This window comes from Streptomyces sp. NBC_00285 (genome assembly GCF_036174265.1).
Taxonomy (GTDB): domain Bacteria; phylum Actinomycetota; class Actinomycetes; order Streptomycetales; family Streptomycetaceae; genus Streptomyces.
On the sequence record NZ_CP108055.1, the window covers coordinates 4,746,185 to 4,772,814 of the forward strand.

A 26,630-nucleotide genomic window follows, 5' to 3' on the forward strand; every position below is an offset into this window, starting at 1 on the left:
CGTCAAGGCCACCGGCCGTCAAAGACCCCTGGGTCAGCGGGAGCGCCAGGAGCGGCCCGCCAGGCGTTCCATGAGCAGGTAGTGGACGAGCAGGGACAGGAACCAGGTCACCACGCCCCCGACCAGGAACAGGGCGAGGTGGCTGAGGCCGGGCTGGCCGCGGCGCAGCAGCCAGTACACGGGCAGGTGCAGCAGGAAGAGGCTGTACGACATGCGGCCGACCTCGGTGAGCAGGTCGGTCGAGAGCAGTCGGGCCAGGGGGCCTCGGCCGGTGCAGAGCACCGCCGTCAGCAGTGCCGCGGCCAGGGCGACCGCGACCACGTACCGGTTCTCGCCCGGCCCGCCGCCTCGGAGGACCGCCGAGACCGCCAGGGCCGCCGCCGCGGCGAGGCCGGTCGTCGCCGTCAGTGCGGCGGCCGGGCGGGACACCGCGCGGCCGCCGCGTTCGACCAGGTGCACGAGGCAGGCGGCACCGGCGCCGGCCGGCAGGGCGAGTGCCCGCAGGTCGGTGACGACGCCGGGCAGCATCCCGCGGGCCGCCGCGACGATCGCCGCACCGGTGAGCAGCGCGACGACCAGGGTCACCGCGGCGAGTCGGCGTCGGGCCAGGAGGCCGACGCACGCCAGCAGGAGGGACCACACAAGGACGGAACGCGCGGTGACGTCACCCAGCCACAGGGGAGCGAGCGGTGAGTCCGTCGTCGGGACCGCGCCCAGGGGGCTCCCCCGCAGCCAGTCGGCCCACTCCCCGTGACCGGGGAGGGCCGACGCGGCCTGCCGGGCCAGGTCGCGGACGACGCCTGGCGGGCCCAGCGCCCAGCAGGCCGCGAAGGTCGCGGCGACCGACACCAGCAGCGCGGGGATCATGCGCTTGGCCCTGCGGGTCAGGAAGCCCAGGACACCGGTCGTACCGGTGGCCGTCGCCCTGCGGATCAGGGGCAGGGTGGTGAGGAAGCCCGTGAGCACCAGGAGGACGTCGACACCCGCGCCGGTCCAGGAGAACCACCGGCCGCCCACGCCGGTGTCGTACAGCAGAACGGTCAGCACGGCCGCGCCCCGCAGGCCGTCCACGGCGGAGAAACGGCTCCCGCTCGTCTCGTCCGCCGAATCCCGGGCCGGCACCGGATCCGGCGCGGGCGCGGTGAGGCGGGCCGGGAGGCGGGGGGCGCCCACGAAGGGAACGGCAGCGGCCGGGCCCGCGAACACCGCCGGAAACCCTGCTGGGTCGGCCGCCCGTTCCTCGGTCCGTTCGGCACGTGTGGGCCCGTACGTCTCGGGCGGCCGGTGCAGGTAGCGCTCTTCGTTCATCTCGGCCAGGTCCGGAAGCAGGAGGTGATGACGGACTCGGCGGGGCGGCCGAGGAAGGAGGTGAGGGAGCCGGGCGGGGTGCCGGCGCCGGGGTCGGCGTGGAAGTCGAGGTTCCACCAGTACAGGCCGGCCATGTCACGGTCCCGGGCGACCCGGCAGGCCGCCTCGAACCAGCGTTTCTGCACCGTGGGGTTGGGCTTTCCCCCGCCCGTCCACGCGGCCGGGTGCCGGTAGGCGCCGTCCTCGGCGATGATGCCGACCTCGCTCAGTACGATCCGGGGCAGTTTCCCGGTGCCCTTGCGGTCCAGCCAGCGCTGCCAGCCCGCGGCGATCTGCGCGACGGAGGCGTCGTCGCCGAGCCCGGCCAGGGGGAAGTAGGCGTCGACGCCCAGGTGGTCGACGGGGACGGGGACGTGCCGGGAGACGTAGTCGTCCCAGTTGGCGTCGTAGGACAGTTCACCGGGGAAGGACCTGCGTGCGGCGGCGGTCAGGGAGTGCCAGCGCGGGTCGTCCTCCAGCGATGTCAGTTCCACCCCGAGGACGAAGGTGCTCGCGTGGTGGCGGGCCGCGAGGGTGAGGTAGGGCGCGAGGAAGGCCTCGTACGAGCGGAACCAGGCCGCCCTGTCGGTGGGGGCGAGTGAGCCGCGCCAGGCCAGGGGGTCCTTCGCGAGCAGGGTCTTCTCGTCGAGCAGGGGGCGCACGGTGATGCGCAGTCCGGCCGCCGCCGCGGTGTCCAGGAGCATCCCCAGGTGCCGTACGGACGGTGTCCCGGCGGAGGCGGCGACCCGGTTCGCCGTGGGGCCGGTGGTCGTGAACGGGAAGGTCACCGAGATCGCGTTCATGTGCGTGCCGACCATGTGGTTCACCACGCGCAGGGCGTCGGTGCGCACGGACGCGTCGGTCTCGCCCGGGTAGGCGTACCAGAGGACCTGCGCGCCGAGTTGGGGGTCGCCGGAGCGCCAGGGCCGGGCGACCTTCGCGGGGGCCGGGGCCCGGCTCGCGGAGGGGGACGGGGGCAGGGACGGGGACGGGGACGCGGGGGTCGTCGCCGTCGAAGCTGTCGGGGAGACGCACGCGGCCGTCGACAGGAGTACGAGCAGGGCGAGGCCGTAGAGGCGGATACGCATACGTCAGGCCGGTTTCGCTATGACGACGAACTGGTTCTCCACGCCCCGCAGGCAGCGCAGCAGTCCCCGGAAGGACCCGGCCGCCTCCCAGAGAGCGAAGAACGGCATCAGGGCGACCACGGCCATCGGCTCCCACCACAGGCGGCGGCCGTTGGCCGACACCGAGGCGTTGATCTTGAGGCCTTCCCAGTACATCCAGACCGCGTAGCCCATGGTCACCGCCCACAGGGGCAGGATCCACGGGGTCACGGGCGAGGTGTTGAGGTCGCCGAGGAGCGCGCCGACCGCGAGGACGACGCCGACGTGCTGGAAGGGCCCCATCACCCAGGTCGTCACGCTGTACATGAGCAGCGCCCGGGAGCGGCGCGGCAGGGTGCGGTTGAAGGCCAGGCCCACCAACCCCCAGGACCAGCGCTCGCGTTGCTTGAGGAAGTCCCGCATGGTCGCGGGGGACGCGCCGTAGCTGCGGCCGGAGAACCAGTCGCTGCGGCCCTTGTAGCGGCTGGCGAAGAGCAGGGCGAGGTGGGCGTCCTCGCAGATGGAGTCCGGGCCGAAGTCCCAGCCGATGGTGGCCTCGATGGACGCGCGGAGCAGGAGCAGTTCGCCGTGCAGGCCGGCCAGCGGGGTGCCGCCGCCGGTGAGGACGGCGAAGCGGGCGATGTCGTCGGCGGGGCGGATCGCGTCGGCCAGCCAGGTCAGCCGGTTGACGGCGTTCTCGCGCGGATAGGTCAGCATGCCCTGGGCCAGGTGCTTGCCGTCGGGGCCGGCACGGCGTTGGGCGTTGATGAAACGGGCGACCTGTTCGGCGGTGTCCGGGCCGACACCGGTGTCGTCGTCCATGTGCAGCACCCATACGTCGTCCAGGGCCTCGCCCTCCGCGATGCGCAGCTCGTGGGCGTAGTGGTTGGCGCGGGCCTTGAAGCGGGTGCCGTTCAGGGTGCGGTAGGCCTTCGGCACGGTGACCACACGCATCAGGGGGTTGCGCGCGGCCAGGGCGTCGATGCGGGCGGCGGCCTCGCAGCCCTCCTCGGTGAGAATGTCGATGCGCAGGGCGGGGAACCAGCGCGGCAGGAACGCGCAGTACGACAGCACCGACCGTTCCAGTGCCGGGTAGGTGTCGTCGCGGCCGATGGTCGGGACGAGCACGACGAGCCGGTCGTGCAGCGCCGGTTCCGCGGAGGTCCAGCCGCGCTGGCGGGTGATGCGGCGGCGGGTCAGCGCGGCGCCGGTGACGCCGACGAACGAGCTGACGACGGGCAGCGTCCACAGGACGGTGACCGCCCAGCCCATCAGCGTCACCCTGGGCGAGTACAGCGTGGCGGAGAAGACGTAGGCGAGGGCCGCGGTGACCAGGAAGGGCAGGAAGCCCGGTTTCCAGGCTGCCTGCCGCTTCACCATCCGCGCGGTGCGACGGGACGCGGAACTATCCGTTCCGGTTGCAGAGATGGTCATGATCACCCACTTGAGTACGCCGAAGGCCGACTTGATCACTCAGGGGTGGAAAGTGCCCGAAGTGCTAAGTGGAACCTTGCATGACGATTACACCTTTCGTGAAGATGATTCCCGTCACAGGACGGGGTGGTCGGGCTCAGGGGCTCGTGAGGATCACGAGTCGTTGGGTCGCCCTGGTCATCGCGACATAGCGGTCGACCGCGCCCTCGATGCCCGTGCCGAAGCGCTCCGGGTCGACGAGGACGACCAGGTCGAATTCGAGGCCCTTGGAGAGTTCCGGGGGGAGGGAGCGGATACGGGGGCTCGGCGGGGTGAAGGCGGGGGCGCCGATCACGCAGGCGATGCCGTCGGGGTGGGTGCTGAGCCAGGTGTCGAGGGTCGGGGTCAGGTCCGCGACGGAGCCGTGGGTGACGGGGACGCCGGTGGAACGGATCGAGGTGGGTACGTTGGCGTCCGGGAGGACGGCGCGGATGACCGGCTCGGCCTCCTTCATGATCTCTTCCGGCGTGCGGTAGTTGACGCTCAGGGAGGCGAGGGTGACACGGTCGAGGCCGATCCGTTCGAGCCGTTCCTGCCAGGTCTCCGTGAAGCCGTGCCGGGCCTGGGCGCGGTCGCCGACGATGGTGAAGCTCCGGGACGGGCAGCGCAGCAGCAGCATCTGCCACTCCGCGTCGGTCAGTTCCTGCGCCTCGTCGACGACGACGTGCGCGAACGGTCCGGCGAGCAGGTCCGGGTCGGCGGTGTGCAGGGCGGACTCGTCGACCAGGGCGTGGTGGAAGTCCTCACCGCGCAGCATCGTCACCAGGCCCATGCCGTACTCGTCGTCGACGACCGCGCTCAGGCTGTCCACGACCGTGGCCATCTGCTCGCGCTGTGCGGCCACGGATGCCTCGTGCCGGCGCTTGCGCAGTGAGGCCCCCGGGTCGCCGAGCCGCTGCCGTGCCGCGTCCAGGAGCGGCAGGTCGGACACCGTCCAGGCCTGGCCGTCCGCGCGTTGGAGTTTTTGTACGTCGTCGCGGTCGAGCCAGGGAGCGCACATCCGCAGATAGGCGGGGACCGTCCACAGGTCGGAGACGAGGTCGGCGGCTTCGAGCAGGGGCCAGGCGCGGTTGAACGCCGTGAGCAACTCCCTGTTCTGCCGCAGCGACTTGCGCAGCAGGTTCTCCGGGGCGTCGCCGTCGTGCCTGTCCACCAGGATGGTGAGCAGCGCCTGCCAGACCTGGTCGCGGGCGTCGTTGTGCGGGGCGCCCTCCGCCGCGTCGAACGCGTCGGCCCAGTCGCCGGCGCTCAGCGGGATGTCGGACCAGTGGGTCGTGACGGTCATGCCCTCGGTCGGCGGCTCCTCGTAGAACGCGACGGCCTTCTCGATGCCCCGCACCAGGTCGGCGGAGGACTTCAGGCGGGCCACCTCCGGATCGCTCTCGACTCCCGCCGCGGCTCCCTCGGTCACGAAGTCCCGCAGTACGCAGGTCTGCACGCCCTCCTCGCCCAGGCTGGGCAGGACGTCGGAGACGTAGGCGAGGTAGGGCCGGTGCGGGCCGACGAAGAGCACGCCGCCGCGGCGGTGACCGAGGCGCGGGTCGGAGTGCAGGAGGTAGGCGGAGCGGTGCAGGGCGACGACGGTCTTGCCAGTTCCCGGGCCGCCGTCGACGACGAGCGCGCCCCGGGATCCGGCGCGGATGATGGCGTCCTGGTCGGCCTGGATCGTGCCGAGGACGTCCCGCATCCGTTCCGAACGGTCGCTGCCCAGGCCTGCGATGAAGGCGGACTGGTCGTCGAGGGAGGCATGGTGTCCGGCGAACCCGTCCGGGGTGAACACCTCGTCCCAGTAGTCGCCGATCCGGCCGGCGGTCCAGCGGTACCTGCGGCGGCTCGCCAGCCCCATCGGGTTGGCGTGGGTGGCACCGAAGAACGGCTCGGCGACCGGGGAACGCCAGTCGACCAGCAGCCGGCGGCCCGTGCTGTCGGTGAGGCCGAGCCGCCCGACGTACACCGGCTCGGGGTCGTCCGCGCCGACCATGTGCCCGAGACACAGATCCAGGCCGAAGCGGCGCAGGGTGCGCAGGCGGGCGCTCAGCCGGTGGATCTCCGTGTCCCGGTCCATCGCCTCCTGCCCGATGCCGCCGGGCGCCCTGCGGGTGGCGTCGAGGATCTCGGACAGTTCGGCGATCGTCTCCTCCAGGCACTCCGCGATGTCCGCGAAGTGCCGCTCGTCGGCGGCGGTCAGCGCCGGGTCTGCCTTGGCGGAGAGCCGCTCGGGAAGGGCGAACACGCTGGTGGGCAGGGGGTTCACGGCAGCAGCTCCGATGCGGGGTCGGCGGTGACGATGTCGACCGGCGCCTTCACGGCCACCAGGGCGCGCGGCGGCGCCCCGACCGGCAGTGAACCGTACGCGGACAGAACAACATGCATGTATCAATTACCCCATTTACGGCAGCTTCTGGCCTCGACCGGTAATTCTGCGCCAGGACGGGGGCCTTGCCGCAAGTCCCCCGGTGCGCTATAGGTTGAGAGTGGCAAGGAGTGGGGCGACCTCCTTGCCTTTCTCTTTTCCCGTACGACCCCCTGCGGCTCCGTACGACCCCCTACGGCTCCGTGCGGCTCAGGCCGCGAAGCGTTCGGCCAGCGTCTTCGCCTTCGCCTCCGCGGCCTGGAGGGCCTGCTCACGGGAGGCCTCGAACAGCGGGACGAACTCGGCGAGGGCCGGGACATGGGGGGCCATGGTCATCTCGGGGACGATGAAGTCGACGTCGAGGGCGAGGGCCTTGCCGAGGACGGTCTCCAGGTAGTTCTGGACGAACTCGAAGGACTCGCGCGGGGTGCCGGGGGCGTAGGAGCCGCCGCGGCTGGCGACAACGGTGACCGGGGTGCCCTTGGCGGAGGGGTTCTCGCCGCCGGTGCGTCCGACGAGGACCACGTTGTCCAGCCAGGCCTTGAGGGTCGACGGGATCGTGTAGTTGTACATCGGGGCACCGATGAGGATCGCGTCCGCGCCCTCCAGTTCCTCGATGAGCTCCAGACGGGCGGCGAAGGCCACGGCCTGCCCGGGGGTGTGGGTGGCCGGGTCGGCGAAGCCGGCGGTGTGGGCGTCGGCGCTGATGTGCGGGACGGGGTCCACGGCCAGATCGCGGTAGATCACCGTGCCGGCCGGGTGCTGGTCCTGCCAGGCCCCGCGGAAGGCGTCCGTCACGGCGCGGGAGGCGGAGGCTCCGCCGGGGAGGACCGAGGAGTCGATGTGCAGCAGGGTCGCCATGCGTGTCTCCATAAGAAGTGCGTAGCTGATTTTTCGTACCTACCTACTTCTAGCATAGGTACTTACTTTTTTTCACTACCCTACGTCGCGGTAGTACCCTGACTCCATGACGGCGGAGCAGACCCACGACCCGGCGGCGTGCAAGCGCGTCGACGACGGCATCACCCGCGTCTTCCAGCTGCTCGGGAAGCGCTGGAACGGCCCGATCCTGGCCGTGCTGATGGGTCAGCCGACCCACTTCTCCGATCTGCGCCGGGCCATCCCCGGCCTCAGCGAGCGCATGCTGGCCGACCGGCTCGTCGAACTCGGCGCGGCCGGACTCGTGCTCCGCGAGGTCGACGAGGGGCCCCCGCTTCGGGTCCGGTACCGGCTGACCGCGGCGGGGTCCGCGCTGGAGCCCTCCCTCAGGGAACTCGCCTCCTGGGCGAAGGAACACCTGCCGGAGCCGGTACCCTGCGTGAACGCGGACGCCTGACATCTGACGCCTGACATCTGACGCCTGACGCCCGGCACCTGCCGCCAGGCACTTGACGTCGGGATCCGGAAATTCTTCGAAACATTCGAAGTTCGTTCCCGCTTTTCGATCACATCGCTCCACGATCTTCCGAAAGATTTCGACGGTTTCCTCAGGTGAGAGGGCTGTCGAAGCATTCGAAACATCTGCCGAAACTGTTGACGCTTGACAGGGGCAGACCAAAACTGTGGGGCATGACTGACACACCCGCACACCCCACGCGTCGCGGCGTCTGCGCGCTGCTGTTGGCCGGCGGGGCCACTCTGGCCCTGCCCGGCACCGCCGAAGCGGCCACGGTCATCACCACCAACCAGACCGGGACCAACAACGGCTACTACTACTCGTTCTGGACCGACAGCCAGAGCACGGTCTCCATGACCCTGAACTCCGGCGGCAACTACAGCACTTCATGGCGCAACACCGGCAACTTCGTGGCCGGCAAGGGCTGGAGCAACGGCTCACGCAGGACCGTGAACTACTCGGGGAGCTTCAACCCGTCCGGCAACGCCTATCTGGCCCTCTACGGCTGGACGTCGAGCCCGCTGGTCGAGTACTACGTCGTCGACAACTGGGGCACCTACCGGCCCACGGGCACGTACAAGGGGACGGTCACCAGCGACGGCGGGACCTACGACATCTACCAGACCACCCGCTACAACGCCCCCTCCGTGGAGGGCACCAAGACCTTCAACCAGTACTGGAGCGTCCGGCAGTCGAAGCGGACCGGCGGCACCATCACCACCGGCAACCACTTCGACGCATGGGCCCGGGCCGGCATGCCGATGGGCAGCTTCAAGTACTACATGATCCTCGCGACCGAGGGGTACCAGAGCAGCGGCAGCTCGAACATCACGGTGGCCTGATGAGGGCCCGGGCGCACTTCCCGTTACTGGCCGTCGCCGCGCTGGCCGCCGCCGGCACCCTCACCGTCCCCGCCGCCGCTGCCCCCACGCAGGCCGCCGCCTGCTCCGGATACGTCGGCCTCACCTTCGACGACGGCCCGGGCAGCAGTACCACCACCCTGCTCAACTCCCTGAAGCAGTACGGCCTCAGGGCCACCATGTTCAACACGGGCCAGAACGCCGCCGCCAACCCGGCCCTGGTCAGGGCCCAGGTCAGCGCCGGCATGTGGGTCGGCAACCACAGCTACACCCACCCGCATCTGACCCAGCAGAGCCAGGCCACGGTCGACTCGGAGATCTCCCGCACCCAGCAGGCGATCGCCAACGCGGGCGGCGGTACGCCGAGACTGTTCCGGCCGCCGTACGGCGAGACCAACGCGACCGTGAAGGCCGTCGAGGCCAAGTACGGGCTGACCGAGGTGATCTGGCAAGTCGACTCGCAGGACTGGAACAACGCCAGTACCGACGCGATCGTCGCGGCGGTCGGCCGGCTCACGAACGGCCAGGTCATCCTCATGCACGACTGGCCGGCCAACACCCGCGCGGCGATCCCGCGCATCGCCCAGACCCTGACCGCCAAGGGCCTGTGCGCCGGCATGATCTCGCCCCAGACCGGGCGGGCGGTGGCTCCCGGCTGATCCGGCTCCGGCCACGCAGCCACGGGAGCAGCACGTACGGCACGACGACAACCCGGCCCCGGCGCGGCGGTCGTATCCATCGGCCGCCGCGCCGAGGCATGTCTCGTGCCGGTACGAGGATCTCCCCGTTCGGCTGGAAATGCCGCGATTCTCCCCGCAGGGCACATTGCTGCCGTAATCATGAGCGGCCAGACCTGACCCCTACTCGGCGCGTCCTCGGCGCGCCGCCCCGGAGGGAACCGCAGCGATGGCCACTCCCCTGTCCGCCGCGAAGATGCTCGCCGCACTGAAGGCCGAGGGTCTCACCGTGCACGAGCACACCGGCTGGAAGACCCACAACCGTGAGGCGGCGACCGGGAAGTCCTTCGGTCCCGTCATCGGGGTGCTGATCCACCACACGGGCGGGCACGGCGACAAGGAGCTCTGCTTCAAGGGCAGATCCGATCTGCCGGGACCGCTGTGCCACGCGTGGCTGGGCAGGACCGCCGGACTGTGGATGATCGGCAACGGCCGTACCAACCACGCGGGTTACGCCGACATCGACGTCCTGAACGCGATCCGCGAGGAGCGGCCGCTCCCCCACGACGACCTGGCCAGGGCCGACGGCAACGACTGTCTGTACGGGCTGGAGATCGAGAACCTCGGCACGGGCGCGGACCCCTACCCGGACGCGCAGTACCGGCAGGCCGTGCTGTGGGCGGCGGCGATCTGCCGGGCCCACGGCTGGAGCGAGAAGTCCGTCGCCGGGCACAAGGAGGTGCAGCCCGGGAAGATCGACCCGAGCTTCGACATGGACGACTTCCGGGCCGACGTGAAGAGGCAACTGGCCGCCGGGCCGGGCAAGTCGGTACCGCCGAGCCGCCGGGCCGCCCGGGGGGCAAGCCCCGCGTCCACGTGACCGGACGGCCCGGGCGAGAAGACGGAACTGTTTCACCGTCGTGGCCTGAACGGCCTGAACACGCCCCGTGGAGACGGCACTTCGGGATGTCCGGGTGCCGGATTCACCTGCAGTCGCCCGGTTGCCGTCGCCCGGTTCTGTGGCCGGGGTGTATCGGCCGGGTGGTTCCGGGCTCTTCTCCACAGGGGTCGGGGGACTTCCCAGGAGGTGGGATGCCATGGCAAGACGTCTGGTGGTCTGCTGCGACGGAACATGGAACGTGGCGACACAGCGGTGCAGGACCAATGTGGCGAAGGTCGCGCGGGCCGTGCTCCCCGTGACCGCCACGGGCACGGAACAGCGGGTGCGTTATCTGGACGGCGTCGGCACAAGGCCGTCGGAGCGGCTTCGGGGCGGCGCGTTCGGCTGGGGGCTGTCACGGAAGGTTCGTGACGCGTACTGCTTCCTCGTCGAGAACTACGAACCCGGCGACGAGCTCTACCTGTTCGGGTTCAGCCGGGGAGCCTTCACCGCACGCAGTCTCGCCGGGCTGGTGCGCAACTCCGGGATCCTGCGGCTGGAGCACGAGAACCGGCTCCAGGAGGCGTGGGACCTGTACCGGGACCGGGGCAAGGAGCCGGACGCACAGGAGTCCAGGGACTTCCGCGAGGACTTCTCCCACCCGACGAGGATCCGGTTCATCGGCGTCTGGGACACGGTCGGCGCCCTCGGTATCCCGGTCCCCGGACCACACCTGCTCAAGCCGCTGGCCACCCTGGTCAACCGCCTCTGGGCCTTCCACAACACCGAGCTGAGCAGTTGGGTCGACGGCGCCTTCCACGCGCTGGCCGTCGACGAGAGGCGCAGGGCGTTCGCGCCGGCCCTGTGGCACCAGCAGCCCGGCGCCGAGGAGCAGGGACAGCAGCTGAAGCAGGTGTGGTTCAGCGGAGTGCACGTCGACGTCGGGGGCGGCTACCCGGACACGTCCCAGTCCGACCTCTCCCTGCGGTGGATGGTCGCCAACGCGGCCGCGCACGGCCTCCAGTTCGACTCCGCCGCCCTGGGTCTTGGCGCGGACCGTCCCCTGGGTGACCTGCACGAGTCCCGCACGAAGCTGTACCGCCTGACCCGGCCGCTGAACAGGCCCGTCGGACAGTCCAGGAACGCTCGCGACCACCGTCTCGACGGCCGCGAGTTCGTCGCCGCCACGGCCGAACTCCGTTACGACACCCCGGAACAGCACTACGCACCACCCGAACTCAGGAGGTACTTCGACAACCCGGACGGGGTCCACATCGAGCCGGTCCCCGATCTCCCGGTCACCCGCCGTCCCACGACACCGCTCCTGCTGCCCGGGCTTCGGTCCCCGAACGACCCGGCCCGACAGCCCTCGTGACAGCACCGCAGTCGTCTCCACCCGTACGGATCTCCTGTACGGGTGGAGACGGGGGAACGTACGCCCCGTCATGGGGTTCGGATCCGGCTGCGGCGGCGAGCGGGGCGGCGCGTGCCTCGAAGCCGCCGCCTCACCCGGTACCGTCCACGTCCGCGACTCCGAGCGGGCCGGCGGTCCCGCGCTCACCGTCACGCCCGGCGCGTGGACGTCGTTCCTCGCGCTTGCCGAGCGCTGAGAGGGTCAGGGTCACGGCGATCGACAGGGCCGCCATCTGCGTCATCGCCGTCGCGGGTGAGGTGAGTTGGGCCAGTGTGCCCGCGAGGGCCGCGCCGATGCCCTGGAAGGCGACCATGCCCGTGGTGTGCAACCCGAAGGCCTGGCCGGTGAGTTCGTCGGGCGTGAGGGACATCAGGCGTTCCTGGAGGACCAGGCTCGCGGCGAAGCCCACGGAGGCCACCGTGGCGGCGACCAGGGACAGCGCCACCCCCGGTCGTAGGACGAAGAACAGATACGGCACCGCCAGCAGCAACCGCAGCGGGGTCGCAAGGCGGGGGCGCAGCGCGGGCGGTACCAGGCGGCCCACCGCCATGTCGCCCAGGAACATGCCCAGCGCCCCGCACGCGTACATCGTGCCGGCGGCCGAGGGGGCGTAGGAGACGTAGAGCGAATCGCTGCCGACGATCAGGCCGTTGGGGACCCACAGGCCCAGGAACGCCAGGCGGCGGGGGCGGGAGGACCACAGGAGGGCGTTGGTACGCCAGGTCGCGGAGACGGACGGGCGGCCGGAGGAGCGGGGCGGGCGGGCCGTGAGGCCGAGGCGGGTGACGAGGGCCGAAAGCAGGTAGAACGCCGCCGTGAGGACCAGGCAGGCGCGCGGGGACAGGAGCGTGAGCAGGGCGCCGCCCGTCGCGAAGCCGGTGATCTGGATCAGGCCCCAGAGCATGTTGAACACCGAACGGCCAAGGACAAAGCCGTCCTTGGGGAGGATCTCGTTCATCAGGCCGCCGCGCACTCCCCCGCCCAGGGACGCGACCAGGCCCTGCAGGAGCAGGATCACGAAGATCCCCCAGATCGGCAGACCCGGCACCGCCAGCACCGCCGTACCCGCCGCGAAGGCGAGGGAGATGACGGTCAGGATCGCGCGCGGAGGCAGCCGGTCGGCGCCCGAGAGCAGGAACGCGCCCCCCAGTAACTGCGCCAACTGCGGCCCGAACATGCTCACCGCCGACAGCAGCGGGGAGTCGGTGGCCCGGTAGACCAGCGTGGCGAGGGCCAGGCCGCCGATCGTCTGGGCGGCGGCGTAGGCGGCGAAGGAGAACAGGAAGGGGCCGTACTCCGGGGTGCGGAGGAGGGTGCGGTAGCTGCGCATGCGGGGAGTGTCGGAGCGGTCGGCGGCTGACGGTTAGTGTTTCGCGCGGTCGCGAAACCACGGGGGGCTTGATGGGCTGGTGGCAGGTCGACGCGGACACGCTCGTCCGCAGCCGGTTCGTGGTCTGCCCGTTCACCGAGACCTTCGCGACGCTGCGGCTGCTGAACACCGGCACCGGCGCCCACCCCGGCGAGGAGGCCTGGCTCCGCGCCCACCTTCCCGGCTACCGGGCACATCTCGCGGCCGACCCGGTGACCGCGCTGCTGGTGCGCTCCGGAATGGGCACGTCGTGGATCGCCGACTTCCTCGCCCCGCTGCCGCGCGACGGGACACCCCTGGAGGAGACCCTGACCGCCATCCGGGCGACCGACCCCGCCGCGGCCCGCGCCGACCTCCGGGTCTCGCTGCGCGGTCCGCTCCCCGCGATCCTGGAGCGCGACGACCTCCCCGAGCGGGCGGCCGCGCTCCTCGCCCACGTCTGGACGCGGACCGTACTGCCGTACTGGAACCGTCGGCGGCGGATCCTGGAGGCGGACGTGGTCGCCCGGACCGCACAGGTGAGCCGGGGCGGCTGGGCGGCCGTCATCGACTCCCTGCTGCCGGGTCAGACCCGCTGGCTCGGCGACAACCGGCTCCAGGTGAACCGGCACGAGCGCCCGCCCCGCGACATCCGCGGCGCCGAACTCGTCTTCGTCCCCGTCACCCACGGACGCGGCTGGGCGACCTGGGAGGAGCCGGGCCGGTACGCCCTCGTCTACGGCTGCGCGGGCGCGCTCGCCGACCCGGGCGCCCGGAGCGTGCCCGCGAGTCTGGGCACGCTGCTCGGCACCGGGCGGGCCCGGGCGCTCGTCCTGCTGGACTCCCCGCTGAGCACCAGCCAGCTCGTCGCCGTGACCGGGCAGGGGCTCGGGTCGGTGGGGCGGCATCTGCGGGTGCTGCTGGACGCGGGCCTCGTGGAGCGGCGGCGGGCCGGGCGGTCGGTGCTGTATGTGCGGACGGCGGCCGGGGAGGGGCTCGTGGAGGCGTCGGGGGCCGGTGCCGCTGCCGGTGACCGGGCGCCGAAACCGGGATTTCGCTGAGCGGAGTTAGCATCCGCTCATGACTACAGATGCCACTTCCTCTCCCCTCGACGTCGAGATCGACGCCCTGACCGGCGGTTCCGCGGACCTCGCCCAGTACGCCGGCAAGGCGGTCCTCATCGTCAACGTCGCCTCCAAGTGCGGCCTGACCCCGCAGTACAACGGCCTGGAGAAGCTCCAGGAGCGGTACGCCGAGCAGGGCTTCACCGTGCTCGGCGTGCCCTGCAACCAGTTCCTCGGGCAGGAGCCCGGCAGCGCCGAGGAGATCGCCGAGTTCTGCTCGGCGACGTACGGCGTGACCTTCCCGCTGACCGAGAAGGTCGAGGTGAACGGCGAGGGCCGGCACGCGCTGTACGAGCGGCTCGTCGGTGTCGAGGACGCCGAGGGGCACAGCGGGGACATCCGCTGGAACTTCGAGAAGTTCCTCATCGGCCGGGACGGGACGGTCGTGGCCCGGTTCTCGCCGCAGACCGAGCCGGAGTCGGACACCGTCGTCACCGCCGTGGAGGGCGCGCTCGCCTAGAGCTCGCCCGGAACGTGTGTCGACAGGCAACGTGTGTCGAAAGGCGTCGTCCGCCCGGACGACGGGCCCCGGCTTGACCTTGCCCCTGGGGCAGGGTCGAGCGTCTTCGTCACCGGGCGGAAGGACCCGTCCGGTGACGGAGGATGCCGAGGTGGACGAGAAAGAGCTGCTGACCATCGGCGCGTTCGCCGCCCGCTGCCGGCTTTCCGCCAAGGCGCTGCGGCTGTACGACCGGCTCGGGTTGCTGTCCCCGGCGTATGTCGACGTGGCCAGCGGATACCGCTACTACCGCGCCGGACAGGCCGAACAGGCCCGGCTCGTGGCCCTGTTGCGCCACCTCGACATGCCGCTCGCGCGGATCGCCGAGGTCGTGGAGGCGGGCGGCGCCGAGGGCGCCGAGCTGCTCGCCGCGTACTGGGCGGACGTGGAGGAACGGCTGGCCCGGCAGCGCACACTCGCCGAGTACCTCCGTGGACGGCTGTCGGGGAGGAGCTCCGAGATGTACGGAAAATTCGTGGTCGAGACGGTGGACGTGCCGGAACAGGTGGTGATCACCGAGATCCGGCACACGCTGGCCGATGAGCTGCCCGCCTGGATCGGCGCCTCGCTGGAGCGGCTGGAGCGGGCGGCCCTGGAGTGCGGAGGGGTCCCGGCGGCGCCGTACGTCGTCTACCACTCCGAGGTGTCGATGGAGAGCGACGGACCCGCCGAGACCTGTGTGCCGGTCGCGGACGAGGATGCGGCGCTGGAGTGGGCCGGGCGGCGGGGGCGGTCCCGGGAGACCGCGGTACGGGTGGAGCCCGCGCAGCGACTGGCGTACACCCGGATCTCCAAGGCGCAGGTGGCGCATCCGCAGATCATCGCCGCGTTCGAGGCGGTGGAGGAGTGGATCACGGCTCACGGGCTCACGCAGGCGGGGCCGTGCCGCGAGGTGTACTTCGCGGACTGGGAGGCCGCGGGGCCGGAGGATCCGGTGTGCGACGTGGCGTTTCCGGTGAGGTGAGACCGGGCGCCTGAGGATGCGGCGGGGCGGGTTGTGCGACGGGTGCGGGCCGGTGGGCGCGGCCTGCCGCCGCGGCCCCGCAGCCGACCGACATCCCGCGGCCGAAGTGCCGCAGGCCATGGCCGAGCCCCCTCGGCAAGGACGGCGATCTGGTCGAGAGGGCTCTGTGGTCGTGCTTGTCCAGTTGTCGCGAGCAGTTGTCGTGTGCAGTTGTCGTGTGCAGTTGTGGGTGAACGGAACGGGGATCAGACCGATCCGCTCCTCACACCTTGACCGAGGACACGAAGGCACTCCACGCCTCGGCAGGGAAGGCCAGCTTGGGGCCCTCGGGAATCTTGGTGTCGCCGAGTTCGAGTACTTCCTCTTCAGCCGACCGCACCATCAGGCACGCCCCGTTGGCATTGGTGTAGGTGGAGGTCGTCCATGTGTCCAGGTCGCCCAGACGAATTGCCATATTCGCTCCGTAGCCATATGCGCAGTGTTCGGATTCCGCCAACCTTTACTGATCGTTGGCGTGATCGACGCTACTCGCAGGCCTCATCTTTCGGAGCAGTCATTCACTCTTCTGGCGGCATATTCCAAGGGACTCTTCCAAATGGACGTGGCCGGGGTGTACTATCCGGCCCGCCCTGTCAGGAAGAAGCTCAACGGGCGTATTCCCGGGCGTACTCCTTGGCGAGGTCCTCGATCAGCTGACGCGACTGGTCGACGTTGAGCGCCTGCGCCCTCAAGTGCTCGTACATCACGGTGTACTTCTGCACGTCGTGCGCCTTCTCCAGGTACAGGTCGCTGGTGACACCCTCGATGTAGACGACGCTGGAGTCCGCCGCGTCCGAGAACTCCAGGATGGAGTACTGACCGCTGAGCCCGGGGTGCGCGCCGACGTCGAACGGCAGGACCTGCACGGTGATATGGGGCTGCTGGGACATCTCGACGAGGTACTCCAGCTGCTCACGCATGATCTGCCGGCCGCCGACGACCCGGCGCAGGGACGCCTCGTCCAGGACCACCCACAGTCGCAGCGGGTCCTGTTCGGCGGCGACCCGGCTCTGCCGGCGCAACCGGACCTCGACGCGCTTGTCGTTCTCCGTCTCCGTCGCCTCGGGTGCGCCGCCGCGCACGATGGCCTCGGCGTACGGCCGGGTCTGCAACAGGCCGGTGATGATCTGGGGTTCGTACACGCGCAGTGACTCGGCGTCGGTCTCCAGACCGATGTAGACGCTGTACGGGATGTCCCCGAACGCGTGCCACCAGCCCTGCTGCCGCGAGTCCTTGGCCATTTGCATGAGGGACTCGACGATGCGCTGGTCCTCGACCTCGTACACACCGCACAGGTCGCGGACGTCACGCTGGCTGATGCTGCGCCGGCCGTTCTCCAGCCGGCTGATCTTCGACTGCGACACCAGCAGGCGTTCGGCGACCTCTTCGGCCGTCATGCCCTTGAGCTCACGGAGCCTGCGCAGCTCCTGGCCCAGCCGGCGCCGCCTCACGGTGGGATTCACATTGGACGCCACGGGACGTGCACCTCCGGCTGCGTGCCTCGTTCTTGACTTTGCGTATCTGCTGTTGAGCAGACTGCCACCAAGGTGCTTATTACCGCTGGGAAACCGCGTATATGCGCCGCGTGCACGTCAGTTGAGAACAACGTGGCGGACAGGGCCCGGACATGCGGCCGCGCGGGGCGTCGGAACCCGACACGCCCGATGTACGGACGTACGGTTCCGTCGCCCCGCGCGGACCAGCGGCTCCCGGACCGGTCCTGGGGACTGAAGGTGCGGCGGCGCTGAGTGGTGCGGGTCGTGCGGTCGTGCGGGTCGTGCTGTCCCGACCGTGCGTGCCGTGGAACTGCGGCTCAGTGAGCCACGGCGCGCGCCATCGGTCCTCGGCGCGGTTGCATCGGAACGCCGCGAGCGGGTTCCGGTGCGGGCCTGACTCCCGGGGCGGCCTGACGGCCGACGGGTGCCGGGCTGCGGCGCGGCTGCGCCGCCACGCCGTTCTGGACGTCCATCACCGCGTGCGCGACGAGACCGCCCATCGGGTCGTGCCTGATGAGGTCCCGCAGCCGGGAGCGCGAGGATCGTCCCTCGTTGCCCGGATACAGGTGCTTGCCGAGGCCGACCGCGTGTGCCAGGGCGGCGAGCGCTGCGGTCCGCGGGTCCGGCGGTACGCCGGTGCGGATCGCCGAATCCAGCCGGGCCTTGATCTCCCGGCTGATCTCGTTGTCCGTCGCCTGGTAGCGAGTCGTCGGCAGCACTCCGCACATCTGTCCCGCCACGGCATGCACCATGCCGCACCGCTCGAGATGCGAGAGGTAGGTCTGACGGAGCCCCAGTCGTGGCCCGCCGATCCAGTTCACTGCCCGCACGGGAGCGCCACGCCTTCGCAGCAACTCCAACGCGCAGTCCAAAGTCGGATCTCCAGTCGGCCGTGGGGCTACCACGGCGATACGATCCCCGTCTGGGGCTATCCGTCCGGCCAGCGCCAGCTCTACTAGCTGTGCTCCGGCCAGTCCGAGGTCGAGCGACTGCGGCTGTGCGGTGGTACCCGTGGTCGGGTCCAACGCCAGCAGTAGAAGCTCCTCCGGAAGCGTTCTGCGGCTCCTGCCCATCCATGCCTCCCCGCGTGGATGAAAGACAGGGTGACCCCTCTCACATTGGTCTGTCGAGGGTGCGTGACCTGTTTGTAGTGGAACCAGTAGGTATGTCGTTCTCGTCTACCGCTTGGGACAGCCCCACACACAGGACACTGGTACATGGTTCGGACAGCGTGGTGTGGCGGTTGCCCGGGCGGCGATTCAACGGTTCGGCGGACGCACGGTGACGGATACCCATCACGTGCGGCACATGAGGAGGCATCGGTGGCGGGCGAGTCCCCCGACAGGTCGAAGCAGCACGAGTCGTCGGGAGAACCGACGTCGGGGAGCGCGAGTCCGGTTCCCGAGGCGAGGAGCGCGCCTCCCGACCCCCGGCTGGCGGTGGCACGGGAGTCCATCTCCCTCGGAGGCGTCGACACCGCCACGAGGATCTTCTCGGTACGAGAACTCCCGACGGCCCCCGAGGAGGCCTCTGAGGGCCCCGTAGAGGCCGGAGCGGAGGGTTCGGGCACCGGGAGGGCCGAGAACGACACTCCGGCCCCGGAGGAGCGCCCTGAGCCCTCCGCCGGGCGCGACGCGCGCCTCCGTGACGCGGTGGCGGCATGGGTGTCCACGGGGGACGACCCCGAGGACACCCCCGACCCGGCCGACAAGACCCCGAAGACCGAGACCGACACGGACGACGCGGACGACGCGGACGACGAAACCGAGGGTGCCGCCGACGCCGAAGCCGACGCAAGCAGCGTGAAGGCCGACACCGAGCCGGAGGCCGAAGCGGAGACCGAGCCGGAGGCCGAAGCAGAGGCCGAGCCGGAGGCTGAAGCGAAGACCGACCCGGAAGCCGAGGCAGAGGCAGAGACCGAGCCGGAGGCCGACCCGGAAGCCGAAGCAGAGGCCGAGCCGGAAGCCGAGGCAGAGGCCGAGCCGGAAGCCGAGGCAGAGTCGGAGCCGGAGACCGCGGCCGACGCGGACACGGCGGCCGACACCGACGTCGCCGACACGGACGTAGCCGACGCAGCCCCTGCCGACGACGAGCACGACCCGGACGCCGGCGACCCGGACGCCCCAGGGGCGCGGGGAACTGCGCGACCAGCCCCCACCCAGCCGCAGAAAACCGAAGACCCCCGCGGCAAGGGCGCGACCCCCAAGGCCGACGTAGCCGACACGGCGGACAAGGCCGACACGGCGGACGCGGCCGACGGCGATCAACCGCCCGTCGACCAGCCCACCGCCGTCTTCAAGGCCCCCCGGCCCGCCGTGGACCAGCCCACCACCACGCTGAAGATCGGCAAGACCGCGGCACCCAAGCCGCCGACCGAGGCCGAGCGGACGAGCAAGTTCGTCGCGCTGAAGCCGCTGGACGAGGCCCGCGAGGCCCGCCCGAAGGCGGACGTGACCGCGGTCGTCCCCCAGGTCGGTCCGGAGCGGACCACGCAGCAGCCGCTGCCGCCGAGGCCCCCGCTCGACCTGCTGGCCGAGCTGACCAACACCCCGCCGCCCCCGCCCAGCCCCCTGCGTACCGTCGCGCGCCGGCTGAAGATCTGGACGCCCCTCGTCCTGCTGCTCGTGGTCGTGTTCGCAGTCGTGCAGAACCTGCGCGCGCTGCCCGCGCCCACGCTCAAGCTCGCCGCCCAGCAGACGTACACCTTCGAGGGCGGCGAGGTCGACATCCCCTGGCCCACGTACGGAGAGGCCGCGCTGGACGTGCAGGGCGTCGGCACCTTCGGCTCGTCCGGTGACCAGAAGCCCGTGCCGATCGCGAGCGTCGCGAAGGTGATGACCGCGTACATCATCCTGCGCGACCACCCGCTCAAGTCCGGCGCCGACGGCCCGAAGATCAAGATCGACCAGGCAGCCCAGGACCAGGTCACGGCCAAGGACGAGTCCACGGTCCCCGTGACCGCGGGCGACAGCATCACCCAGCGCGAGGCGCTCACGGACGTCCTGATCGCGTCCGCGAACAACGTCGCGCGACTGCTCGCCCGCTGGGACTCCGGGTCCGAGAAGGAGTTCGTGGCGAAGATGAACGCCACCGCCAAGGACCTCGGCATGACCAACACCATGTACACCGACCCGTCGGGCCTGAACAACACGACGGTGAGCACGGCCGTGGACCAGGTGAAGCTGGCCAGGACGGCGATGGAGCTGCCCGCCTTCCGCGAGGTCGCGGCCGTGATGTCGTACTACGACTACAAGGACAACAAGCACAACAACTACAACCGCCTGGTGGGCTACAACAACGTCGTCGGCATCAAGACCGGCACCACCACCTCCGCCCTCGGCAACCTCGTCTTCGCCGCGAAGAAGGACGTCAACGGCAAGACCCACCGGATCATCGGCGCCGTGGTGCGGCAGCGCGCGGGCGGTGAGGACAACACGATCCTCTCGGGCGCCCTGGACGCGGGCAAACAGCTGATCCTGGCGGCCCAGGACGCGCTGAAGTCCGCGACGATCCTCAAGAAGGGCGACGTCGTCGGGTACGTGGACGACGGGCTCGGCGGCCACACCCCGGTCGTGCTGACCAAGGACGTCACCGCCGTCGGCTGGTCCGGCCTGAAGGTGAAGCTGTCCTTCGCCGCCGACGACGTACCGCACACCGCGAAGGCCGGCACCAAGGTCGGCACGCTCACCGTCGGCGACGGTGACGGCGGCGCTGTCGAGGTTCCGGTCACCCTCCAGAAGGATCTGGCCGAACCGGGCTTCGCCGACAAGCTGACCCGCGTCGGCTGAGCGGAAACGGGACGGACGCACCGTGCGGCCCGTCGGCCGGACCCTGTCGGGGTTCCGGTCGGCGGGCCGCGTGCTAGCGTCACGAACCGGGGCAGGCAGCCGCTGGGACGCGGCCGGGACATGAAGACGGGACACCACGGGGAGTGCCTTCAGGTGGCCACTGCGGAGCCGACACGCGCCGACGACACCGACCCTGGGCCGGGCGCCGGCCCGCGAATACGCGTGCCCGCGGAAACTGACACCGGGACCGGCGGACCCCTCCGGGGCAGGGCGCGGGCCGGGGCCGCAGTCCTCGCGCTGCGCGAGCGTCTGCTGCGCCATCCGGTGCTCTCCCTCACCGTGCTCTCCGGCGTCCTCCACATCGTCTGGTTCTTCACGTTCGCGAACAGTGGCGGCGACCTGGCGGCGCAGGACGCGTGGGCGGAGTTCGTGGGCCGGCACCCCGACTCCGCGTACAACCTGGCCTGGTACGGCGGCATGCACCCGGTGTCGTACAGCATCGTCTCGCCGTATCTGATGTCGGTTCTCGGCGTCCGTACGACGATGATGCTGGCCGGGACCGTCTCGGCCGGGCTGCTGACGATGATCCTCATCCGCAGCCGGTCGGTGAAGAACCCGCTGTGGGCCTCGCTGGCGGGCGTGTTCGCCTTCCTGTGCAACGCGGCCTCGGGCCGGGTGACCTTCGGGCTGGGCACCATGTTCGCGCTCGGCGCGGTCGCCGTCGTCTTCTGCTGGCCGCACCGCCTGCGCTACAAACGCTGGGCCAAGGCGGCCTGCGCGGCCCCGCTCGCCGCCCTCGCGACCATGGCGTCTCCGGTGGCCGGCCTGTTCGTGGGCCTGGTGGCGGTCGCCCTCTTCCTGCAGAAACGGCGCCCCGGCGCCTGGGCGCTGGGTATCGCGCCCACCGCCGTCGTGGCCCTGTCGGCCTGGCTCTTCCCCTTCGCCGGCACCCAGCCGATGAAGATCACCTCAATGCTGCTGCCGCTGACGTACGGCCTCCTCGTCTACTTCCTCGCGCCGCGCGAGTGGACGACCGTCCGGATCACGGCCGGGGTGTACAGCCTCTCGGTGGTCCTGGTGTGGCTGGTGAGCTCCCAGATCGGCTCCAACATCTCGCGGCTGCCGATGCTGTTCGCGGGGGTGGCCCTGGCGGCCGCGCTGCCGTTCACGGTGCCGCGTTCCCGCAAGTGGTACCTCGTCGTCGCCGCCTTCCTCGGCTTCACCGTCTGGATCGGCTTCAAGTCCGTCGACGACGTCGTCCATACGACCCCCACGGCGTCCTGGGCCCGCGAGCTGGCCCCCCTCGTCAACGAACTCCAGGGCGTCGGCGCCGAGAAGGGCCGCGTCGAGGTCGTACCGGCCGCCTCCCACCGTGAGGCGTCCGCGCTCGCGCCGTACGTCAACCTCGCCCGGGGCTGGAACCGGCAGGCCGACATGGAACGCAACCCGCTCTTCTACGACGACACCCTGAACTCCGCGAACTACCACGAGTGGCTGCAGCGTTGGGCCGTGCACTTCGTGGTCGTGCCGAAGGACGAGCCCGACGGGGACGGCGGTGAGCGGGAGCGGGAGCTGGTCCAGCGCGGGATGCCGTATCTGAAGCAGATCTGGGGCGACGCGAACTGGCAGCTGTTCCAGGTGACCGACCCGGCGCCGCTCGCCTCGCCGAACACGGTCGTCGACCGGGCCGCGCAGGGTGAGATGACGATGCGGGTGAAGAAGGCGGGCCGGATCGTCATCCGGATCCCTTACTCGCCGTGGCTGTCGATCGTCGACGCGGAGGGCAAGAAGCTGAAGGCTCCGCAGGAGACGGAGGCGTCGAAGAACCGGGCCGACGGGGAGCCGAAGGCGTTCGCCAACGTCAACGGGTGCCTGCTGGAGACGCCGGAGGACGCTGACGGGGACAAGTGGACGATGTTGCTGGCGCCGAAGGCGGGGACGTATCGGTTGGCCGCGCCGTACACCGTGCCGCGTGGGACGCCTTGTCCGGACGAGCTGAAGTGATCAACGCAGTGTGATCAGCGCAGTTGATCCACATAGGTGTCCGCGCCCGGGGCGGTCGGGACGAAAGGCGCCGGCAGTTCCGCGCGCCCGAGTCCTTCAGACGGACTCGAACCGCATCCCTCTCCAAATCTGACGCCCAGTCAGGTAGACCGGACTCATGACAGAGGATGCGACGCACACCGATGAGACCCTCAGCCGCACGTACGCGGAACTGGCCGCCGTCGGCCCCTATGGAGCCGACCTCGGGCATGCCCTGATCACCATGGTCGAGCCGCACCCGGGCCATGAACGACAGTACAATCGTTGGTACGAAGACGATCACTTCATCGCCGGCGCGATGGCCATGCCGTGGATGTACGCGGGCCGCCGCTGGGTCGCCACCCGGGACCTGCAACTCCTGCGCTACCCCGCGGCCTCCTCGGTCGCACAGCCGGTGACGGCAGGGTGCTACATCTCCGTCTACTGGATGACCGCCGGCCGCTACAACGACCACATGCGGTGGACCGTGAGCATCAACAAACGACTCAACCGTGACCACCGCGTCTTCCAGGAACGTACGCACGTTTTCACCGCCTTCCAGGATCACGCCGTGACGGTCTACCGCGACGGCGACCACGGCCCCCGAGACATCCACGCCCTCGACCACCCCTACGCCGGGCTCATCGTCCAGGTCATCGACAGCAACTCCCCCGACCAGCGCGGGGAACTGCTCGCCTGGCTGCGCGACGACCACCTTCCGAAACGGCTGGCAGGCTCGCCCGCGGCCCTGGTGACCGCCTTCGCGCCGACGCCGTTGCCCCTGGACCGGATGACCTATGTCAAACAGGTCGAGGGGGTCGGGACCCGGCTGACCCTGCTGTGGTTCCTCGAAGACGATCCGCGCGACAACTGGCGCGACCACTTCGCGGACCTGGACACGGCGGTGGCGGCGTCCGGCCTGGGCGAGGTGCAGTTCATGGCACCGTTCATACCGACGGTGCCCGGGACCGACCGCCATGTGGACGAGTTGCGGTGAACCCAGGCCCGGCAGCGCGACAGCGCAGCCCGTAGGAGGTTCGGAGGGGACTGCCTTCCTCCGGATCGGCCCCAGCGCCACGAGCCGAGGACGCGGGGGTGACCTTCGACACGTCGGAGGTCTTCCGCCGGGCCGGTGGTTTCATCCGGCAGTCATTTCCCCGCCAGTTGCTCCCAGCGCACTGTTCCCGCAGGACGGGCACGTGTCACCCGACCTCTGACGCAATGTCAAATCGACTGTCCATGGCATGAGTTGTGCGGAACGTCTTCGTCCAGGGAACATTCGACGGTTGCCGACAAACACTCTCATGAGGCGTTTCAGCCTCTACTCTGCTGCCAGACCCCCACAGGGCCTTCCCCCGTGGCGTGGGCGGGATTCCCGCCCGTACCACCGAGAACAGGCGGCCGAGGGCATGCAACCACTGCACCCAGAAGATCCCGAGCAGCTAGGGCCCTACCGTCCGGTGGCCCGTCTTGGAGCGGGCGGGATGGGCCGGGTCTATCTGGCCACCTCGTCGGCCGGCCGCGCCGTCGCGGTCAAGGTCATCCGTCCCGAGATGGCCGAGGACAAGAACTTCCGCATCCGCTTCCGGCGCGAGGTGGCGGCCGCGGCGGCGGTCGGCGGCGTCTACACGGCGTCCGTGGTGGACGCCGCTCCGGACGATCGGACGCCATGGCTCGCCACCGCCTACGTACCCGGCCCCACCCTGGCCGAGGCGGTCGCCGCCCACGGGCCGCTGCCGGTGGAGACGGTCCTCGCACTGGGCGCGGGCATCGCCGAGGCGCTGATCGCGGTGCACGCCGAGGGACTGGTGCACCGCGACCTCAAGCCGTCCAACGTGCTGCTCGCGGCGGACGGACCGCGCGTCATCGATTTCGGCATCGTCCGGGCCCGGGACGGCTACCAGCTCACCGGCTCCGGCGGCGTGTTGGGCTCGCTCGAGTACGTCTGTCCCGAACAGGCCACCGGCGACCCGGTGGGACCGGAGGGAGACGTCTTCTGTCTCGGCTCGGTGCTCGCGTTCGCGGCGTCGGGACACCCGCCCTTCAACGGGGCCTCCGCGGCCGGCCTGCTCTACCAGGTGGTCCACGGTTCGGCCGATCTGACCCAAGTACCCGAGCCGCTGGAGAAGATCATCAGCCTCTGTCACGCCAAGGACCCAGCCCTTCGTATCGGCCCCGACCGGCTCTCCGCGGCCTGTGCGCCGGGCGGTGCCGACCAGGTGCTGACGGAGGGCTGGCTGCCCGCGCGGGTGGCCGCCATGGTCGACGACCGCCGGACGGCCGCGATGGATCTCGACCGTCTCGCGCGGACCCTGACGTCCGCACGGCCCACGGCCGACGCAGCCGCCAGGGCCTCCGTCGTGTCCGGGAGACACGGATCGGGCCGGACGCCGACGGGACCGTCGTCGCGCGGCACCGACAGCAGAGCCGGCGCGGCGGACGCAGACCGCATCCTCCCGGCCGGGGACGCCGAGAACCGCGCCGCCGGTGGAGCCGGTGCCACCGTTGGAGCGCCGCCCGCCGCCGATCCGCCGGAGCGGAGACCCCCGGCGGCCGCGGCCGAATCGGCGGAACCGGCGGAACCGGCGGAACCGGCGGAACCGGCGACGGAACGTTCCGCCGCACCCGCGCACCGCCGTGCCCCCGAACGCTCCCGTATCGGTCGGCGCACCCTCCTCGCCGTAACCGCGGGCGCGGCCGTCGTCGGGGGCACCGCCCTCGTCGTCCGAGGCAGGGCCGGCAGGCAGCCGGCCCGCCGGCCCGGACCCGCCCCCGAGCCGACCTGGGTGTACCGCGGCGGCCCACTGCTCCAGACCCCGGCCGTCTTCAACGACGGCACGGCCTTGCTGAAGAGCCGCCCGGGCAACATGATCTGCCTCGACCTGAGGAACGGTTCCCAGCCCGAATGGGTCTACCAGGGCATCAGCGTCTCCCCCAGTCCCGTCCTGCTGGCCAACGACGCCGCGGTCGCCCTCGGCACCGGTGCGACGGTGATCGGCGTCGACCTGAACGGCGGCACCGAGAAGTTCACCCTCGACTTCGGCCAGGACTGCCAGTTCGATCAACTCCTCGGCGGATACGACGGCTATGTCATCTCGGTCCTCGGCGCCAAGCTGGAACGCCGGTCGGAGGAGCAGGGCGTCGCGACCTCCACCAGCGCGGTCTTCGGCGTCGACCTCAGGGCCCAGCGCGCCGTCGTCATACCGATCGACCCCGAGGACGTCGGCGTTCCCCTCAAGCCCGTCATCACTTCCGACTACTTCGTCTACGCCGACGGGCTGCGCAATGTCACGGTCCGCAGCACCCGCGACGGCGGTGGCCTGCTCTGGCGGCACCCTGTGGGCTACGACCTGCGGCCGGGCCTCGCGGTGCTCGGCGGAACCGTGTTCGCCCTCGGCTCCGAGTTCATCGCCCTGGACCTCGCCACAGGAAAGCTCCGCTGGAAGGCGGAGGCGGAACACGGCACGTTCGCCTCCCTCGGGGCGGGCGGCAACACCGTCTACGCCACGGGCACCGATCCCTACGGCGTCCACGCCTTCAACGCGGCGACCGGCGCCCGGCGCTGGTTCTGCGAGACCCCCCGCCTCAACGTCGACCACCCGGTCGCGGTGGGAGCCCACACCGTCCACGTGCCGGCCTTCGAGAACAGGAACGGCTTCTACGCGATCGACGCCGCCTCCGGCCGTCTGCTGTGGAACTTCACCGACGGCCGCGAGACCGGCGTCAACGACTGGCAGCTCTCCTGCGACGGGGCCGGACACCTCGTGGCCCAGCACTTCGACCGGGCCTACGGACTGCCCGTCACCTGAGGAACCGGACCCGGACAGCCACCGCCGGCGAGCCA

Annotated in this window: 22 protein-coding genes and 1 pseudogene; 13 read left to right on the plus strand and 10 right to left on the minus strand. The window is 70.7% G+C overall.

Annotated elements, in window-relative coordinates; translation table 11 throughout:
* Window positions 1–33: 33 nt before the first annotated feature.
* From OHT57_RS21810 to OHT57_RS21835, 6 genes are all read right to left on the minus strand, one after another.
* Entirely contained in the window at window positions 34–1,308 is a 1,275-nt protein-coding gene (locus OHT57_RS21810) for an acyltransferase family protein (RefSeq protein WP_328748149.1), read from the minus strand.
* Entirely contained in the window at window positions 1,305–2,435 is a 1,131-nt protein-coding gene (locus OHT57_RS21815) for a glycoside hydrolase family 113 (protein ID WP_328748150.1), read from the minus strand. Before OHT57_RS21815 ends, OHT57_RS21810 begins: the two co-directional genes overlap by 4 nt.
* A gap of 3 nt (window positions 2,436–2,438) precedes the next feature.
* Window positions 2,439–3,887 (minus strand): glycosyltransferase family 2 protein, encoded by a 1,449-nt coding sequence (locus tag OHT57_RS21820; protein WP_328748151.1) that lies wholly within the window; start codon window positions 3,885–3,887, stop codon window positions 2,439–2,441.
* A gap of 136 nt (window positions 3,888–4,023) precedes the next feature.
* Window positions 4,024–6,180, minus strand: a complete 2,157-nt coding sequence (helR, locus tag OHT57_RS21825; protein WP_328748152.1) for an RNA polymerase recycling motor ATPase HelR — start codon at window positions 6,178–6,180, stop codon at window positions 4,024–4,026.
* Entirely contained in the window at window positions 6,177–6,299 is a 123-nt protein-coding gene (locus OHT57_RS21830) for a hypothetical protein (protein ID WP_328748153.1), read from the minus strand. Before OHT57_RS21830 ends, helR begins: the two co-directional genes overlap by 4 nt.
* A 190-nt stretch (window positions 6,300–6,489) precedes the next feature.
* Window positions 6,490–7,140, minus strand: coding sequence for an FMN-dependent NADH-azoreductase (locus OHT57_RS21835; protein ID WP_328748154.1), 651 nt, complete (start codon window positions 7,138–7,140; stop codon window positions 6,490–6,492).
* A gap of 106 nt (window positions 7,141–7,246) precedes the next feature.
* Between OHT57_RS21835 and OHT57_RS21840 the strand changes: the two genes are divergently transcribed.
* From OHT57_RS21840 to OHT57_RS21865, 6 genes and pseudogenes are all read left to right on the plus strand, one after another.
* Window positions 7,247–7,615 carry a winged helix-turn-helix transcriptional regulator gene (locus tag OHT57_RS21840; RefSeq protein ID WP_328748155.1) on the plus strand — a complete coding sequence of 123 codons (369 nt, stop codon included), beginning with the start codon at window positions 7,247–7,249 and terminating at the stop codon, window positions 7,613–7,615.
* Between the two features lie 233 nt (window positions 7,616–7,848).
* A complete protein-coding gene (locus tag OHT57_RS21845) occupies window positions 7,849–8,517 on the plus strand; it encodes a glycoside hydrolase family 11 protein (protein WP_328748156.1) in 669 nt (222 codons plus the stop codon).
* Window positions 8,517–9,194, plus strand: coding sequence for a polysaccharide deacetylase family protein (locus OHT57_RS21850; protein ID WP_328748157.1), 678 nt, complete (start codon window positions 8,517–8,519; stop codon window positions 9,192–9,194). Before OHT57_RS21845 ends, OHT57_RS21850 begins: the two co-directional genes overlap by 1 nt.
* Before the next feature lie 247 nt (window positions 9,195–9,441).
* A complete protein-coding gene (locus OHT57_RS21855) occupies window positions 9,442–10,092 on the plus strand; it encodes an N-acetylmuramoyl-L-alanine amidase (RefSeq protein WP_328748159.1) in 651 nt (216 codons plus the stop codon).
* Window positions 10,093–10,309: 217 nt separating this feature from the next.
* Window positions 10,310–11,467 carry a DUF2235 domain-containing protein gene (locus OHT57_RS21860; protein ID WP_328748160.1) on the plus strand — a complete coding sequence of 386 codons (1,158 nt, stop codon included), beginning with the start codon at window positions 10,310–10,312 and terminating at the stop codon, window positions 11,465–11,467.
* 70 nt (window positions 11,468–11,537) lie between these two features.
* Window positions 11,538–11,627 (plus strand): annotated as a pseudogene (locus OHT57_RS21865) (DUF397 domain-containing protein); the annotation flags it as partial.
* Here the strand turns inward: OHT57_RS21865 and OHT57_RS21870 are convergent.
* Window positions 11,598–12,836 carry an MFS transporter gene (locus OHT57_RS21870; protein WP_328748161.1) on the minus strand — a complete coding sequence of 413 codons (1,239 nt, stop codon included), beginning with the start codon at window positions 12,834–12,836 and terminating at the stop codon, window positions 11,598–11,600. The pseudogene OHT57_RS21865 and the gene OHT57_RS21870 overlap by 30 nt on opposite strands.
* Before the next feature lie 71 nt (window positions 12,837–12,907).
* Here OHT57_RS21870 and OHT57_RS21875 point away from each other — a divergent pair, with 71 nt between their 5' ends.
* From OHT57_RS21875 to OHT57_RS21885, 3 genes are all read left to right on the plus strand, one after another.
* Window positions 12,908–13,915 carry a helix-turn-helix domain-containing protein gene (locus OHT57_RS21875; RefSeq protein ID WP_328748162.1) on the plus strand — a complete coding sequence of 336 codons (1,008 nt, stop codon included), beginning with the start codon at window positions 12,908–12,910 and terminating at the stop codon, window positions 13,913–13,915.
* Between the two features lie 19 nt (window positions 13,916–13,934).
* On the plus strand, window positions 13,935–14,438 hold the full coding sequence (locus OHT57_RS21880; RefSeq protein WP_328748163.1) for a glutathione peroxidase: 504 nt from the start codon (window positions 13,935–13,937) through the stop codon (window positions 14,436–14,438).
* 133 nt (window positions 14,439–14,571) lie between these two features.
* Entirely contained in the window at window positions 14,572–15,441 is an 870-nt protein-coding gene (locus OHT57_RS21885) for a MerR family transcriptional regulator (RefSeq protein WP_328748164.1), read from the plus strand.
* 262 nt (window positions 15,442–15,703) lie between these two features.
* On the opposite strand, the gene OHT57_RS21890 is transcribed toward OHT57_RS21885, so the two are convergent.
* The 3 genes from OHT57_RS21890 to OHT57_RS21900 all read right to left on the minus strand — a co-directional run bounded on the left by OHT57_RS21890 (window position 15,704) and on the right by OHT57_RS21900 (window position 18,049).
* Window positions 15,704–15,895, minus strand: a complete 192-nt coding sequence (locus OHT57_RS21890) for a DUF397 domain-containing protein (RefSeq protein WP_328748165.1) — start codon at window positions 15,893–15,895, stop codon at window positions 15,704–15,706.
* A gap of 190 nt (window positions 15,896–16,085) precedes the next feature.
* Window positions 16,086–16,955: a helix-turn-helix domain-containing protein gene (locus tag OHT57_RS21895; RefSeq protein ID WP_328748166.1), complete on the minus strand. Its 870-nt coding sequence runs from the start codon at window positions 16,953–16,955 to the stop codon at window positions 16,086–16,088.
* 338 nt (window positions 16,956–17,293) lie between these two features.
* Window positions 17,294–18,049 carry a GOLPH3/VPS74 family protein gene (locus OHT57_RS21900; protein WP_328748167.1) on the minus strand — a complete coding sequence of 252 codons (756 nt, stop codon included), beginning with the start codon at window positions 18,047–18,049 and terminating at the stop codon, window positions 17,294–17,296.
* A gap of 249 nt (window positions 18,050–18,298) precedes the next feature.
* Here OHT57_RS21900 and OHT57_RS21905 point away from each other — a divergent pair, with 249 nt between their 5' ends.
* From OHT57_RS21905 to OHT57_RS21920, 4 genes are all read left to right on the plus strand, one after another.
* A complete protein-coding gene (locus tag OHT57_RS21905; RefSeq protein WP_328748168.1) occupies window positions 18,299–20,764 on the plus strand; it encodes a D-alanyl-D-alanine carboxypeptidase in 2,466 nt (821 codons plus the stop codon).
* Between the two features lie 153 nt (window positions 20,765–20,917).
* Complete coding sequence (locus OHT57_RS21910) at window positions 20,918–22,768, plus strand: MFS transporter (protein ID WP_328748169.1); 1,851 nt, start codon at window positions 20,918–20,920, stop codon at window positions 22,766–22,768.
* Window positions 22,769–22,925: 157 nt separating this feature from the next.
* Window positions 22,926–23,783 (plus strand): hypothetical protein, encoded by an 858-nt coding sequence (locus tag OHT57_RS21915; protein ID WP_328748170.1) that lies wholly within the window; start codon window positions 22,926–22,928, stop codon window positions 23,781–23,783.
* A 463-nt stretch (window positions 23,784–24,246) separates the two neighbouring features.
* Window positions 24,247–26,595 (plus strand): protein kinase domain-containing protein, encoded by a 2,349-nt coding sequence (locus tag OHT57_RS21920; protein WP_328748171.1) that lies wholly within the window; start codon window positions 24,247–24,249, stop codon window positions 26,593–26,595.
* Window positions 26,596–26,630: the final 35 nt, after the last annotated feature.